We start from the raw sequence: 14975 nt of genomic DNA on the forward strand, positions 1-14975 counted from the left end.
ATTATCCGATTTTCTAACGTTTAACTGAGTATGATGAGTATCGTACCTGCTAGCGTCATTAAAATGTTGGCTATCGCGTAAGTGCCAGCATAGCCTAGTGCTGGAATGGTCGACTTAGCATAGTCGTTTACAATGTCCATCGCTGGTGCACAAGTGCGCGCGCCTATGATTGCACCGAACAGCAGTGCGCGGTTCATTCTAAGTACGTACGCACCCACCAAGTAAGCGATAGCGACAGGCACCACACTGACTAAGAATGCCAATCCAATAACCTGTACACCGACTTGAGAAAGATGTTCAAACATCTTGCCGCCGGCGCTCAGCCCAATTCCAACCATGAAGAACATAAGGCCAAGATCTTTGACCATATTCAGCGCGCCTTGCGGGACGTAGCCGAAAGTAGGGTGGTTAGCTCTTAGGAAACCAAGCGTTATGCCCGACAGCAATAGGCCAACAGCGTTACCTAAACCAAACGATACTTGACCAAAGGTCATGGTAATCAAACCAAACATAATGCCAAGGATGAAGAAGCTACAGAATGCCAGTAGGTCGGCCATTTGGCTGTGGATCGAGATGAAACCGATTTTTTCAGCAAGCCCATGTACACGACTTTTCTCACCACTCACCTGAAGCACATCGCCTTTTGCCAAAACGATATCGAGATCCATCGGCATTTCGATTTGTGCGCGAACCACTCGGTTTAGGAAACAGCCGTATTCAGAAAGGTTTAGGTCTGATAGGCGTTTACCCGCCATGCTGTCGCTCTTAACGACGATCTCTTCTTCTACGATACGTAAGTCGAGTAAGTTGCGGTCGAAAACTTCTTTACCATTCCTAAAGCTTGGATCTAGTCGGGCGTGGCTGTCTGGGAAACCAACCAAAGCGATTTCATCGCCTTCTTGTAGAATCGCATCACCATCTGGATGGGCGAGAATGCCGTTACGACGAATACGCTCAATGTAGCAACCAGTTTGGCGGTAGATACCCAACTCACGAAGGTTTTTGCCGTCTGTCCAATCAATCAGCTCTGGGCCCACACGGTATGCGCGAATGATAGGCAGGTAAACTTTACGTTGCCCTGAGCTACCGAGCCCCCGTTCTTGAGCAATTTGTTGTGCTGAGTCGGAAAGGTTTTGTTTTTGAATTTTTGGCAACAGTTTGGCGAACATGATCATGCTGGTTAAACCGACCAGATACGCCATCGCATAGCCCACCGATAAGTTCTCTCTGACACTCGAAAAATCCATGTCTCTTGGCACAGTGGCGAGACCAGAGTTAAGTGCGTCTTGAGCACCTACCAGTACTGGTGTCGCGGTCAGCGCACCTGCCATCATACCCGCCGACAAACCATAATCTAAGTTGAGGTAGTGGCTTGCAAAGTAGGTAATCGATACAGCTGTCACGAGAACGACAAGGCTCAAAATAAAGTAATGTTTACCATCGCGGAAGAAGATACCGAAGAAGTTTGGCCCTGCTTCAATACCCACACAGTAGATAAACAGCATGAAGCCAATTGTTAAGGCGTCGGCATTAAATGAGAAACCAAGGTGTCCCATGATTAGGGAAGTAATTAGTACGCCAATAGAGTTACCTAGTTGGAAGTTTCCAAAGCGAATTTTTCCAAAGGCAAGGCCGATAGCTAATACAACAAAGATTAGAAGGATAGGGTTTTGTTCAAGCAAAAGTACGACGTCGATATTCACAGCTCGGCTCTATGGGTTATGCCAGCAAAAAGAGTAAATACCAGAGCTAGCTGGTATAGGTATAAGTGTGCGGATTGTATCTGAATATTGCAAAAATATAAGTGAAATATTTTTGTTTTTGCAATTAGTTGACGTAAGGGAAAACGTTGAAGTTTCTATGACCTAGAAGCGTTATTCTGAGACGTGCAGAAAAGAAAAAGCCCGCTAGTGAATAGCGGGCTTTTTGTATTCTTTACAAGAGATTAGTCGAATAGACCTAGGTTCTCTTTAGCGTATGCTTCGAAGTCGTCACAACCACCGATGTGCTCTTGATCTACGAAGATTTGAGGTACTGTTTCTACTGGCTTACCAACAGTCTTCTCTAGGTCAGCTTTGCTGATGCCTTCAGCGTGAATATCAACATAGCGGTAGTTGAAGTCGTCACGTTTTGCTTTCAGTGTTTCAGCGTGCTCTTTTGCACGTACACAGTATGGACAAGCTGGGCGACCAAAGATAACTACGAACATAAATCTTTCTCCTTTATTTTATTACGTGCAACTATGCCTCATCCTCAGGAGGAAATAAAGATGCAATTACCTGTTACTCTGATAGGAAAAATCTATCGATTACAAAGTCGGCAATAATCTAAGTGTTTACTGAGTATCAATGTGATATGACACATAAAAACGTCAACTTTGTAGGGGTATTGCCAACAAAGTGCACCTCATCAATTTAATTTGCAATCGATGAGGGCAAGCTAAACTGAGTTGAGCAATTTGAGGGATGCAAACATGTTCCAGTTTATGACATCAACTCGCATTATATTTGGAGAGGGAGCACTGCAATCATCACTGTCGACACTAAACCAATATGGCTACAGTGTACTGTTGGTGACTGGGCAAGATCCGAGTCGCTCGGAAATCGTTGTGAACTACCTAAAAAGCCAGAGTATGCGCTATCAGCATGTGGCAGTTTCGGGTGAGCCTAATATCACCATGATAGAAGAAACCGCAGTAGTAGGGAGGCGCTTTAAGCCCGATATGGTTGTGAGTATTGGTGGTGGTAGTGTCATCGATATGGGCAAGGCACTTGCGGCGATCATACCCAATCAAGGGGATGTGTATGATTATGTCGAAGTTGTAGGCCGAAATGTCCCGCTCAAAACAAAGCCTTTGCCTTTCATTGCTATTCCAACCACTGCAAGCACTGGCTCTGAAGTAACGAGAAATGCGGTGCTGCGTTCAGGGCAAGATAAGGTCAAGGTCAGCCTACGTAGCCCTGACATGTTGGCCGATGTCGCGATTGTTGATCCCACTTTGACTTATGGCACTGACTTATATACCTCTGGGCGAGGGGCCATGGACGCGTTTACTCACTTAATGGAAGCGTATGTGTGTGGAGAGCCTAACCCACTTACAGATATGGTGTGTGAAGAAGGTCTAAGGCGCTTAAGTGGCTCTATTCTCGCTGGCTGCTTACAAGATGATCATCGCTCCAGAGCGGATTTGTCGTTTGCAGCGATGCTGGGTGGTATGGCTATCACTAATGCTAAGTTGGGCGCTGCGCACGGGTTGGCGTCTGCGCTTGGTGGAAAATTGAATGCACCGCACAGCGTGATTACCGCGCAGTTAGCGCCCCATGTTATGAGAGAAAATATTGCGGCGGCCAAGCAGGCAGGGCGTAACGATGTGATATACCGCTATAGCAAAATAGCACAGTTGGTGACAGGAAGAACCAACGTCCACGTGGACGATGGAGTACTTTGGGTACAAATGATGTTGGATCGTTTGAAATTACCATTGCTCAATGAGTTTGGGGTTTGTTCGACTTCATTTGAGCAAGTTGCAGATGACGCCCTGATGTCGATAGCAATAAAAGGCAACCCTTTACCGTTAACCAAGGCGCGTTTGGTCCATATTTTGGAGCAAGTATGTGAGTGCAATGGAAGTTGCACGAAAGGCGAGGCAGAATCAGCCAGTTCGGTGGAATTGAAATCATCGTTAGAAAGAGAAAGCCATCATTGATGGATGCAGACCAGCGGTAAAACAAAAAGCGGAGCACTTGGCTCCGCTTTTTAATATTAGAACTGTGATAACTTGTCGTACCTTGAATCTTTTAGGGCATCTTTGACACGCTTCAGGTTTTCACGGAAGCGCGTACCACGACGAAGTGTGAAGCCTGTTGCTAATACGTCAATAACGGTCATTTGCACTACACGACTTGCCATTGGCATGTAAACGTCGGTGTCTTCTGGGACATCAAGTGAAATCGACAGTGAACTTGCTTTGTCGAGTGGTGAGTCTTTAGCGGTGATCGCGATAACAGTAGCGCCGTTTTCGCGTGCTAAGTTTGCGATTTCAACTTGGCTCTTAGTGCGCCCTGTGTGAGAAATCAGAACCACAACGTCGTTATCTGTGCAGTTAATACAGCTCATACGCTGCATTACAATGTCTTCAAAACACGTGATTGGGATATTGAAGCGAATAAACTTGTTTTGCGCATCTTTTGCTACAGCTGAAGAAGCCCCTAGACCAAAGAACGAAATACGTTTCGCTTGAGTGAGAAGGTCAACCGCACGATTAACTTGCATCGCGTCCAAGCTGTTTTTGGCTACATCCAAACACGCCATGGTTGATTCGAAAATCTTATGCGTGTAGGCGTCTGGGCCATCGTCTTCTTCAACATTACGGTTTACGTAAGGTGTTCCGTTCGCCAAGCTTTGAGCAAGGTGAAGTTTAAAATCAGGGAAACCTTTGGTATCCAGACGGCGACAAAAGCGGTTAACAGTAGGCTCACTGACATCGGCCATTTTTGCCAATGTAGCAATGCTAGAGTGGATAGCTGTTTGAGGAGAAGCCATGATTACTTCTGCAACTTTTCGCTCAGACTTGCTAAAATTTTCCAGGTTTTTTTGAATTTTTTCTAATGTATTCATAGTGTTCACAAGGGCATAGAGAACAACTCGCCGACTTTACCGTTTCACGGGGAGGTGGTTAGAATCAAAAGCTGATATCTAAAAGGTAATAACAAGCCAGCGCCATAAAATGAGTATAAACCTAACCCAAAGGTTTAATTGCGTTCAATTGGTGAGAATATGACAAGCCTCAAACAAAATTTCACAAAAACAACCAGATTATTAATAAATCTGCTGTTTTAGGCGATTTCGACAGCAATTACTGACATCTGAGTTACACCAAACCGAAATAAATTTTCATTTTTGGCCAGAGAGTGTTGCGAATTATGACGCCAATATCTCGTCTGACAGGTGTTTGATTGACGCCATCAAATTAGGTGCTTGCTTCGCAATGTCTCGCTGTTCATCAAGCACTTTGGTCAGGATGTCGTTCGTTGTCAGCGGGTTCGCAAGTACGACACGGAAAACCAACGTATTGAGCTTATGCCATTTCTCTGGATTTAGCCTTGTGCGAGATACAAAAGACTTACCTGTTTCACGTTGTCGTTTCTGAATAAACTTGGTGAGCTCGTTTAGAAGCTCATTGAGTAATTGGGCTTTTTCAGGCGTTGCTTTGGCTAACGCGGCGCGAACTGACTCTGGAATATAGCGGTAAGTGAGTAAGCAAAGTTCTGGCTGGGACACCAATTCAAAGTCTGATTGCTTCTCGATCAATGAGGCGAAGAACTTCGCTTTTTCAATGCTTTGGTCAATCAGCAATTCGTAGCCAGGTCGGCTGATGATGTGCATGCTAGCGTAAACCAGCATTGCCATGCCTGAGCGAGAACCTTCTAGCGTGTGGCTGCCTAAGTCTTTAGAGCCTTTACGGAGAATGTACTGTGCGTGATGCTCAATGGAAGCCATTGCGTCTGGATTCTTAAACAGAACCATACCGGCGCCCATTGGGATATAAAGCTGTTTGTGTGCATCGATAGTGACAGAATCGGCTAGTTCAACGCCAGCAAGAAGATGACGGTAGTTGTTCGACATCAGGGTTGCGCCACCCCAAGCAGCATCAACATGGAAATGACACGCTTCCTGCTCACATACTTTAGCCATCGCTTCAAGCGGGTCGATATTGCCTGTCTCAGTGGTGCCTGCAACACCAATCACTGCAAAAGGTTTAATCTTTTGTGCTTTTAGCTCTTGGATTTTCTCTTGAAGAGCAACAGGGCAAATTCGGTTGTTAGTGTCAGTCTTGACCGGCACTAGGCCTTCTTGGCCGATACCAAGGACGTCAGCGGCCTTCTTTAACGAATAGTGGCCACGTTCTGAAACCAAGATAGCTAAACCTTCATAGCCGTAGTGCCTCATGGCTTTGAATAGGCCTTCTTTCTCTACGCCTTTGAAATCACCATCAGGTTTGAGAGCATTATTGCGCGCTACCCAAAGAGCAGTGATGTTAGCGATGGTACCGCCGGAGCAAAATGCACCTAATGAATGGTTAGCGCTGTGCATCCAACGAGAGTAAAACTCATCATTTTCGCTATAGATAAGCCTATGAAGCATGCCTAATACTTGACGTTCCAACGGCGTAAATGCTTTGGAGGTCTCGATTTTGACCAAGTTCTGATTGAGGGCAATCATGATCTTGGAAAGAGGCATTAAAAAGTAGGGCAGTGCGGAGGTCATATGACCGATAAAACTAGGTGCAGAGGTGTGAACCGACTGCGATACTAGGGTATCGAGCAGGTGCTGGGTATGATCAGAAACGAACTCAGGTTGCTCTGGAATGATGGAGTCAGAAAAATCTTGTTCGATGTGACGTAGAGGCTTTTCTTCCGCTACGATGTGCTCACGCAAAAATTGGTTAAGGTTTTGCGAAAGCTTTTCTTCTATTTGGGTCAGTGTTGAATCTGGCCCTTCAGGTACTGTGAAGATTCGAAGTAGACTATCGAAGCTCACATCTACAGTTTTCTGTTCCGATACCATACAGCTACGTTTTGTATTTCTAGTTTTAATTACGCGGACGGCACAATCTAAACGAAAACGGGCGCAAAGTCCCGTCTTAATTCATTGAAGTTAGATTTCAATTTCTAACCATTATTCACGCCGTGCAACGAGTGAGTGATGATTTTCAACCGTGCAAATGACAAGGTTACTGCCTCACTCACCCTATCAGTGGCTGCTATTTGCACTTCATAGCTTCGAGTTCACCGATCGCGTTGTTGTACTTCTGTAGCACCTCATCTATTTGCTTTGGATGACTAAGTAGTTCTGCGAACGCAGAGCGAAGCTCGTAGTTTTGGTCGTGTGGTTTCGCCTGACGGTCGTCAAAGGTGAGCTTTGCGGCTTGGCCTAGTTCATCGCTACGAGACGCAAGCACTTTGACGTCATGTTGGTCTAGCTTAAGCCAAGCTTCAACTGGTTGCTCGGTGGCAACTTTAGTCGGATCGTTATCAAGGTAGTAGTGAACCGCGACACGATTGAGTTCGAAATGGTTTTTACGTCCTTCAAGGAACCATTCGCTTACTTCAGTAAGTTCTGGATACTGGCTTGACGTGAGGGATGCAAGGTCCGCATACCAAGTAAGTGAAGCATCAATGTACGCATCATATTTTTTTGCTAGGCACTCGTTGTCGGCTGAAAAAGCAGAAGTAGAGGTAAGTGCGACCAGTGCAGCAACCATTAAGCGTTTCATAGGTAATCCTTTTTGGGCTGAATTTGTATTTTATAAGAATTTTAGCGGTGCATTGTAGACGAATTGATTGCCTAATCCTGCGATCTAGCCAGCAAGAGAGACAAAGAACAACATCATTACAGGCACCAATAAGCTGAGAATAAAGCCACTTACGATAGCGATAGGGACGCAGCGCACACCACCGGTGGTTTGTATTACCGGCAGAGTGAAGTCCATCGCAGTTGCACCAGCGTAGCCTATTGATGTACAAGGCTTTGTTCTGATGAGCATTGGTATTAATACTAATGCAACCAATTCGCGAAGCAGTTCAATCATAAATGATGCACCACCATAGACAGGGCCAAAGGCGTCGCCCATTAGAATGCCCGCCAATGAATACCATCCAAACCCTGAAGCCATGGCTAGTGCTTTGAATAAATCGATATCGAGTACGACAGCAGACAACACGCCACCTACCATAGAACTAACGATAATCACTAGCGCGATAACCATACCATGCTTGTTTAGCAGGATTTGTCTGAGGGTTAACCCGCTGTTTCTTAGTTGAATACCAATGAAGAACAGCAATAAGAACAGAATCCATTCGCTGGCGGTGTCTACCCATTCTAAAGAAATAGGAAGAAGCAACCCGGCAATAAGGCCGCCACCAACGACAAAGATCAGTTTTGCTGACTCAAACGCCATACTGGATAACGGTACTTTGCTGTTTTTAACGTCGGTAATAATTGGCATTAAGCGATCAATAAACGGGAGGCACGCCAAATTGCATAAGCTAATGCAAAGAAAAAACGTAGCAGTGTAGGTGAGAATAAGCTGTAAGTTTTGGCCGAGATTATCAAGCGCCGCCAAACTTAGCCCCATCAACGATAAGATCACATAGATGAGATAAGAGGTGGTCTTATTGATGGCCGAAAGAAGTTTTTCTTGAGATATAGAAATTAGGTACCCCACCACAAGTGGGGCAAAGATAAAAATCATCCCTGAGAACATGAATCATCCTATGATACGGCCTATTTATAGGCCACTAGCACTAATTACTTCGCTGATCTGCGTTTTGAAGTCAATATCACTCAAATTAGACAGTTTGTACAGAACATCTGCGCCAGTAGTATCAATTTCAACAAAGTGCTCGTCAATAGAGTCATCTTGACGACGGAACAATAGGATGTGATTCGCGATACGTGCGATATCGAGGTAGTCGACTTTCTCTGATAGGTTAGATGTAGCTTTATTCGCTGCGACGCGAATAAAGTCATCATCGAAGCCCCAAGAACTTAATACCACTTCACTGGTATCTGCACATTGCGAGTCGAAGATTTGCAGCGCGATATCTTGAGATAAGTAATTGCCGTTCTCTAAATACTGATGATATTCGCTAACTAAACAGAACAAGCCTATGTCGGCTAATAGGCCAACCAGAAGTGTTTTTTCAACTTCTAAGTGGCTGTAATCAGAAGAATTTTCTTCTTGGAAGGCTTTGGTGACCATCACCATGGTTGCGGCGAGTTCTCTTGAGCATGTCGCACTTTTAACCAAGAGTTCATTACATTCTTTGCTCAAACTTACTGAGTGTTTGAGCTGCTCTATAGCTTGTGCGGTGACGATATCGCGAACGCGCAGGATGCCGAGCCTAGAGACAGCTGTAAACAAGTCTGTGCAGGTAATATTCCGACGATTAAAGATCACCGAGTTTGCTACGCGAATAACAACCGCAGCGAGGCCCGGGTCTTCAAGCAGACAATCCGCTACATCTACAATACCAGTGCCTTCTTCGGTACATAGCCTTTGAATTTTCAATACCACTTCGGAAATGGGCGGAAGAGTGATTCGGCCAGAACTGACAGACAGGGAGACGAGCTGAGAGAATTCGCTTTCTATGCCTTTCAAAAGCGCTTCTTTATTATCTGGAAGCCAGTAAAACGATAAGTGATTCATAGATTAAATACCAAAACAGTTCCGTCTACAGTTTAACGAATAGCTAGTTAGATTAGCAACTACTTACGTATGTTATTGGTGAAGTCACACCCCGACTTATTGATATATCAATTACCATAATATCAGTGTGGTTCTATAAACGTGTTGATTAAATAATAGACGCTCTGTGATACTGGTCTCATAAAAAGTCATTTTTTACGTAATTGATGTGAAGTTTGCACAGACTTATTTTTTATCGTTAACTATGATTCTAGTTACAAAGTACGACACATCAGTTTCTATTCAAATAATATTCGTCGTATATCCAATTTTAGTTTATCGCTTAAAAACTGCTGCTATCTGGTGATCATAAATAATCGGGGTAATGTGATTACAGGGATCAATGGATATGACAGAGCAAATTTTTATGGATTACGTGGGCAAATTTGGTGAGTTCCAAAAGCGCTCAATGTTCGGTGGTGTAGGCCTTTTCAAGAGTGAGGCAATGTTTGCCTTAATCAGTGGAGAGAAGATCTTTATCCGTGGTGGAGACAACCTAGATACAATGTTGAACGATCTAGGCTGTGAAAAATACCGACACGTGAAAAAGCAAACTACAGCAACTGTAAATTACTACGACATTACTGAAATTTTTCATCAACAAGGTGAGGCTTTACATGAGATTGTAGAGTCGTCGATTAAACTTTCAGTCGATCAACGAAAATTCCAAAAATCTACGGCTAATCGTCGTCTACGTGACTTGCCAAACATGCAACTGACGCTAGAAAGAATGGTGAAGAAAGCCGGCATCGAAGACGTGGAAAGTTTCATGAACTTAGGTCCTGCGGAAGTCTACTCTAAGGTCCGTAAGGCGTATGGTACTGACGTTGACGTCAAGCTACTATGGAAATTTGCTGGTGCGGTGGAAGGCATTCACTGGAAACTAATCCAAGAGCCAAAAAAACGTCAACTACTAGCAAGTTGTCACTAAAGTTGGATTCACTAGCAAGCTAATCCAAACAGCTCACGTGACTGGGAATAGATAGATACAAAAAAAGCCGAGGTTTAAACCTCGGCTTTTTATTTGCTCGCTAATCCTGATTACAGGTTGAAGCGGGCAGTGATCATCGCTTGTTCACCGTAGGTGTCGTTGAATCGCATTTCAGCACCTAGAGAGAATAGCTCTGTCGCGTGGAAACGAGCGTAAGCGCTTGCTAGCCAATCATCATCGTCGTCGATAGATTGGTAACCTGCTTTGCCACCCACTTCAAGTTGTGGACCAAGCCATTGGCGAATGCCGAGGTTGAACTCAACACCAGATTGCGTACCAGAGTCACCCACTTCACGTAGGCGGTACATCATTTGGCCAGTTACGTCTGCCCAGTTGTTGATCGGAGCGTGGAAGCCTGCACCGATTGCTGAGTCGTAATCACTTTCAAACTCAGAGTCGATTCTAGCGATGAAGTGAGCATTAGGGTGGATAGATTTGCTAAAAGCACCACCAAACGTTACTGGGCTAATACCAAATCGTGCTTCAGCATAGTCGTAGCTGAAGTTGCTCATTGTAGAAGGTTTGTCCGAATCAGTGTTTGCTAAAGCTGGCGAGCAAGCCATTGCTAAAGCTGTAGCAACGATAATTTTGCGCATAGTCTCGATGAACCTATTTCCTGTTTATTTCCATTGTCTTATACGGCGACCGCAATGACATAACATATCACGACATCATAATGCATCCTTGGTCATAGGCACTATAAAAAAATGTCATTCTTTTGTCGTCGAACTAAAAAATAAGCAACATGAATGCCAATTACTCACCAAAGCTGGTGCGATTTTGTGCGATAGCATCGAAAATTGTTTCGGTATCTAACACGGTTGCCCACGGCATTAGATCTGACTCATGCTCTATCATGTAACTAGTCAGCTGAGTTTTTAGGTCTGACCTAAGCTTTTCACCGTACCAAGGTTTAGCGACGTAGAAGTCTAAGCTGGCATGGTTGACTGCTTCAACGGTGTCATCTAAACCGGCTTGGCCTGTAAGGAGAACCTTTTTGCTTTTTGCTGTCTGCGTGTCTTGGCTTAATTCGATGAGAAAGCTAATTCCGGTTTGCTCGGGCATCACGTGGTCACATAGAATAAGGGCAAGCTCTGTGCCTTCTTCTCTGTACTCTAGGATAATATTGCGGGCCTCATTCACAGACTCGGCGGCTTCCAATACGAAGTGTTCTTCGAAGCAATCGAGGTCTTGCATGACGCTATCGAGCACTTCACGCTCGTCGTCTACACATAGAATCAGGTATTTATTCATTTCGCTCTCCTATAGTTTCCATAGAGGTGGTTAACGGAAGCCAAACACTCATACGGGTATATTGGTTTGGCTCCGACGCTACTTCTATTCTTCCATGATGTTGAGTAACAATTTGTTGGCAAACCGACAAACCAATGCCGAGGCCAAAATTGCCTTCTTTCTTTGTGGTGAAGTTAAGGGTGAAAATTTGCTCTTGTAGATCTTGTGGGATACCGCATCCGTTATCTTCGAAGCTCACGCAAACCCATGGTGATTGTTCAATAGTGTGAAGTTCTGTTTCGATTACTAAAGTGCCTTGCTCGGGTAGAGCATCAATAGCGTTAGAAATTAGGTTGGTCCACACTTGCTGCAGGGCAATCGGCTGGCAGCTCACCAAGGGCAACTGGCTATATTTCTTCTCTACCTTGTGGCGTTTGAGTTTGTTCTCAAAAATGACTAACGTGTCCTCTATACCTTCATAAAGGTCGCTAAGACGAAATACTTCGTCGTCTTGGCGAGAATACCCTTTTAGGCTCTTAACCATATCTGCTATTCGTTGGGCGCAGACGTTGATGGAGCGCAAGGTTGCGCCGGCTAGGTGATAGACTTCATAAGCCTCAAGCACCTCAGTTGCTTTATCTGGCGCCTCTTTTGCTAACTTCAGTAGTTCAGCGTCGTCATTTAAGTGTAAGCGTACTAGCTTTTTGGCAAGTCGCCGATGATGGATTACTTGTTCGAGTTTTCTCGCTTGCTCTCTTTCATAAGCCGTTGAGTTAGGCTTGGAGTGCATGGCTTGCTGTAAAATCTGTTGGCCTTTATCGCCTAAGGCGTTGTCTGATGCTTCACCAGTCAGTTGGGTGATTTTTGATGTCAGGGTTTCTGAACCACGTAGAATGGCAGAGATAGGGTTGTTTAGCTCATGAGCCACACCGGCGACCAACTGTCCAAGCATCGCCATCTTTTCTCTCTCAATAAGCTGCTGATGCGCCGTTTCTAACGATTCTAACGTTTTCTGTAGCTCGAGCTTAGTGTTAATACTGCGCTGTAAGCGTCGGTTAAAGTGGCGCAGGAGTAGGTTGGTAAATAGAGGCAGTAAAGCAGTGTTGGAATGCATGACTTTAGCGAATACATCCCTGTCTAGCTTAATGACTTTGGTTTGAGTCAGTGTTAGGGCGGTTGAAAACGAGGTCTCGCCAGTAACGAAAGACATGCCGCCGACAATATTTCCTTTGCTGTGTCGAACGACTTCTCGTTGTCGCCCCAGGTCGTCTTTTTTATACAACGCCACTTCACCTTCGGTAATAAACCAAAGAAAGCGGTTCTCTTCACCTTCTTTAGTGAGTAGGTGATCGGAAGAGTAGGTTCGGCAGGCTTGGTTTTCATCTTGATGTTCGAAAAACTGATGAAGTGCGTCAATGACTTGCTGAGCTAAGGCTGAATCGGACAGACGGTGGTGATCGGAAATGAACCCTTCTTGATAGCTGCGCATCTTATCTTCTATGTGCGAGCGTAGCAGTCGTTGCTGTTCTAATACCTGGCTGTAAGACAACAAATTTTCGCTGTCGTGTTTTAGGACGAAAGTAGTGAGCTCTTTCTTGGCTGTTTTATAGACCAAACTGTCTTGTAGTGGTTTGGTTAAGCAGTGGTCGAGTCGACCTTCATTAACCGCAGATAGAATGGCTTGAATGTCTTGGCCACAACTTATCAGAATTTTGCGCGCCTGCTGGGTGTGCTTAGATTTATCCAGCTGAATCAGAAAGTCTGCGCCGTTGAACTGTTCGTGGTGGCTGGCAATAACCAAAGCGACCGTTTGCTGCCGTTGTTCACAGAATTCGAGCGTATAGTGAGCTTCCTCGATAGACTCAGCCGTATGAACATCAAACTTAGCGGCAAAAGGGCTAAGCTCGCCCCTTAGTTGCTCAACACTTACTGGGTTATTGTCTAGGCACAGTAAAACAAACGGATTCACAAACTCACTCTCAAACAGGGTCACATTGCTTGAACTGTACCAATAATACTATTTGGGTATTGGGAGCTAAGTACTAGAAATTTGCTCTTCCGGCAAATAAAGGCAATACTCTGATTTAACTCAATGTTTTGCTCATTGTTCATTATTTGCTATGTCGTAGCGAAACAAGCGAAGAGTCTTTCGAATATAGATACGTTGGAAATCAAAATAATATGAATCAACTGAAGAAGTTAGGTGCGATTGGGGGTGCAGTTGCACTCGTTTTATGTTGGCCTCTTGCGGTAGGGCAGATCGGCGAAAACGTGATTACAGATGCGATTAACCATGTCGATAACGATGCGGTTGCAGCGGAGATCATCAGCTATGATCGTGGTTATCTCTCCTCTCAAGTTCAAACCCGCTACAGCATTGTCGATGAAAGTCTAAAAGCACAATTCATTGCAGATGGTCTTCCAACGGAGTTCATTGTAAACAGTGATGTGAGCCATGGACTTGCTAGCCTAACGGCACTTTCGACTTTGCAAGATGTGGATTTTCCGCTTTCGGTAGAAACGACGACTCAGCTTAACGGTAATACAGATTATGTCGTGAACCTTGCAAGCTGGCATCACCAAACTCAAGGTGAAGACAGTGTCACTATTTCTACCTCTCCAGCGTCTATTTCAGGAAGCGTAACGGTTCTTGGACAGCTCAGCTATGTGGTTGACCTCCCTTCGGTTGAGCTCGACTTTGCAACGGGCGAAAAGATTACTATTGCCGACGTAGACGGTAACGGTGAAGGTAAACAAGAAAAAGGATTTTGGCTTGGTAAGCAGAGTATCAGTCTTGGTGAGTTCTCTATTCGTGGCGTTGATGGAAGCCAAGCGTTTTCAATGAACAAAAGTGAGTATCAGTTCAGCTCAGACCTTAATAAAGAGCAAGGTCGCTTGAACAGCAATCATATCGTAACGATGGAGTCTCTACTGACTCCAGAAGGGGCTATTAACGATTTTCAGTTGGACTTCTCGCTTGGAGATGTTGATAGCCAGTCGTTTGAGCAGTTAGTCGCTTTGTATCAAGAAAGCCCGGCTTTGACTGAAACAGAGATTCAAAAAGCGATTCCTTATATCGAGACGCTATTCGCCAAAGGCTTTTACCTATCGATGAACAAAATGGCGCTTAAGGTCGGTGAGGGTGATTTTGAATCAAAGTGGAAGGTTAGCGTGCCTGAAGGAACGGACAATATCGCTCAAAATCCGGCGAAAATCCTGCCATCGTTGACGGGCAAATTGAACACTTACTTCTCCAACCAAATTGTGGCGGATTACCCGTTTATTAAGCAGGGCGTTGATGAAGCGATTATCATGGAAATGATCAGTCAAACCAATGAAGGTTACGAGATTAACGCAGACCTAAAAGATGGACACTTGGTGTTTGCAAGTGGACAAGAGATACCAGTTGCAGCTCTGTTACTGCCGATGGTGTTCCAGCAATAGTTGATCATAAGCCTAGTTAGCGAAAGAAAAGAGGTCGAAAGACCTCTTTTCTTGCTT

13 protein-coding genes are annotated in these 14975 nt (G+C 44.7%); 3 read left to right on the forward strand and 10 right to left on the reverse strand.

Going from position 1 to position 14975, the window contains the following annotated elements:
* Nucleotides 1-20: 20 nt before the first annotated feature.
* Nucleotides 21-1703 carry an aspartate:alanine antiporter gene (locus J4N42_RS05500; protein ID WP_252030395.1) on the reverse strand — a complete coding sequence of 561 codons (1683 nt, stop codon included), beginning with the start codon at nucleotides 1701-1703 and terminating at the stop codon, nucleotides 21-23.
* 242 nt (nucleotides 1704-1945) lie between these two features.
* Entirely contained in the window at nucleotides 1946-2209 is a 264-nt protein-coding gene (locus tag J4N42_RS05505) for a GrxA family glutaredoxin (RefSeq protein WP_239842121.1), read from the reverse strand.
* A 264-nt stretch (nucleotides 2210-2473) separates the two neighbouring features.
* Here J4N42_RS05505 and J4N42_RS05510 point away from each other — a divergent pair, with 264 nt between their 5' ends.
* A complete protein-coding gene (locus J4N42_RS05510) occupies nucleotides 2474-3706 on the forward strand; it encodes an iron-containing alcohol dehydrogenase (protein ID WP_252030396.1) in 1233 nt (410 codons plus the stop codon).
* 56 nt (nucleotides 3707-3762) lie between these two features.
* On the opposite strand, the gene J4N42_RS05515 is transcribed toward J4N42_RS05510, so the two are convergent.
* The 5 genes from J4N42_RS05515 to J4N42_RS05535 all read right to left on the reverse strand — a co-directional run bounded on the left by J4N42_RS05515 (nucleotide 3763) and on the right by J4N42_RS05535 (nucleotide 9211).
* Nucleotides 3763-4617 (reverse strand): MurR/RpiR family transcriptional regulator, encoded by an 855-nt coding sequence (locus J4N42_RS05515; protein ID WP_252030397.1) that lies wholly within the window; start codon nucleotides 4615-4617, stop codon nucleotides 3763-3765.
* 303 nt (nucleotides 4618-4920) lie between these two features.
* Nucleotides 4921-6567 (reverse strand): pyridoxal-dependent aspartate 1-decarboxylase PanP, encoded by a 1647-nt coding sequence (gene panP / locus J4N42_RS05520; RefSeq protein WP_252030398.1) that lies wholly within the window; start codon nucleotides 6565-6567, stop codon nucleotides 4921-4923.
* Between the two features lie 196 nt (nucleotides 6568-6763).
* The gene (locus tag J4N42_RS05525) at nucleotides 6764-7276 is read right to left on the reverse strand and encodes a hypothetical protein (protein WP_252030399.1); all 513 of its coding nucleotides are present in this window, start codon (nucleotides 7274-7276) and stop codon (nucleotides 6764-6766) included.
* 84 nt (nucleotides 7277-7360) lie between these two features.
* Nucleotides 7361-8266 (reverse strand): LysO family transporter, encoded by a 906-nt coding sequence (locus J4N42_RS05530; protein ID WP_252030400.1) that lies wholly within the window; start codon nucleotides 8264-8266, stop codon nucleotides 7361-7363.
* Between the two features lie 24 nt (nucleotides 8267-8290).
* The gene (locus J4N42_RS05535; protein ID WP_252030402.1) at nucleotides 8291-9211 is read right to left on the reverse strand and encodes an HDOD domain-containing protein; all 921 of its coding nucleotides are present in this window, start codon (nucleotides 9209-9211) and stop codon (nucleotides 8291-8293) included.
* 382 nt (nucleotides 9212-9593) lie between these two features.
* On the opposite strand from J4N42_RS05535, the gene J4N42_RS05540 reads away from it, so the two are divergent.
* On the forward strand, nucleotides 9594-10181 hold the full coding sequence (locus J4N42_RS05540; protein WP_252030403.1) for a TfoX/Sxy family DNA transformation protein: 588 nt from the start codon (nucleotides 9594-9596) through the stop codon (nucleotides 10179-10181).
* A gap of 110 nt (nucleotides 10182-10291) precedes the next feature.
* Here the strand turns inward: J4N42_RS05540 and J4N42_RS05545 are convergent, their stop codons facing one another.
* From J4N42_RS05545 to J4N42_RS05555, 3 genes are all read right to left on the reverse strand, one after another.
* Nucleotides 10292-10837 carry a hypothetical protein gene (locus tag J4N42_RS05545; protein ID WP_252030404.1) on the reverse strand — a complete coding sequence of 182 codons (546 nt, stop codon included), beginning with the start codon at nucleotides 10835-10837 and terminating at the stop codon, nucleotides 10292-10294.
* A 160-nt stretch (nucleotides 10838-10997) separates the two neighbouring features.
* A complete protein-coding gene (locus tag J4N42_RS05550) occupies nucleotides 10998-11495 on the reverse strand; it encodes a response regulator (protein WP_252030405.1) in 498 nt (165 codons plus the stop codon).
* Nucleotides 11488-13443 (reverse strand): ATP-binding protein, encoded by a 1956-nt coding sequence (locus J4N42_RS05555; RefSeq protein ID WP_252030407.1) that lies wholly within the window; start codon nucleotides 13441-13443, stop codon nucleotides 11488-11490. Before J4N42_RS05555 ends, J4N42_RS05550 begins: the two co-directional genes overlap by 8 nt.
* 212 nt (nucleotides 13444-13655) lie before the next feature.
* Here J4N42_RS05555 and J4N42_RS05560 point away from each other — a divergent pair, with 212 nt between their 5' ends.
* Nucleotides 13656-14918 carry a DUF945 family protein gene (locus J4N42_RS05560; protein WP_252030408.1) on the forward strand — a complete coding sequence of 421 codons (1263 nt, stop codon included), beginning with the start codon at nucleotides 13656-13658 and terminating at the stop codon, nucleotides 14916-14918.
* The last annotated feature ends 57 nt before the right edge of the window (nucleotides 14919-14975 follow it).

The sequence above is a fragment of the Vibrio sp. SCSIO 43135 genome, from assembly GCF_023716665.1.
Taxonomy (GTDB): Bacteria; Pseudomonadota; Gammaproteobacteria; order Enterobacterales; family Vibrionaceae; genus Vibrio; species Vibrio paucivorans.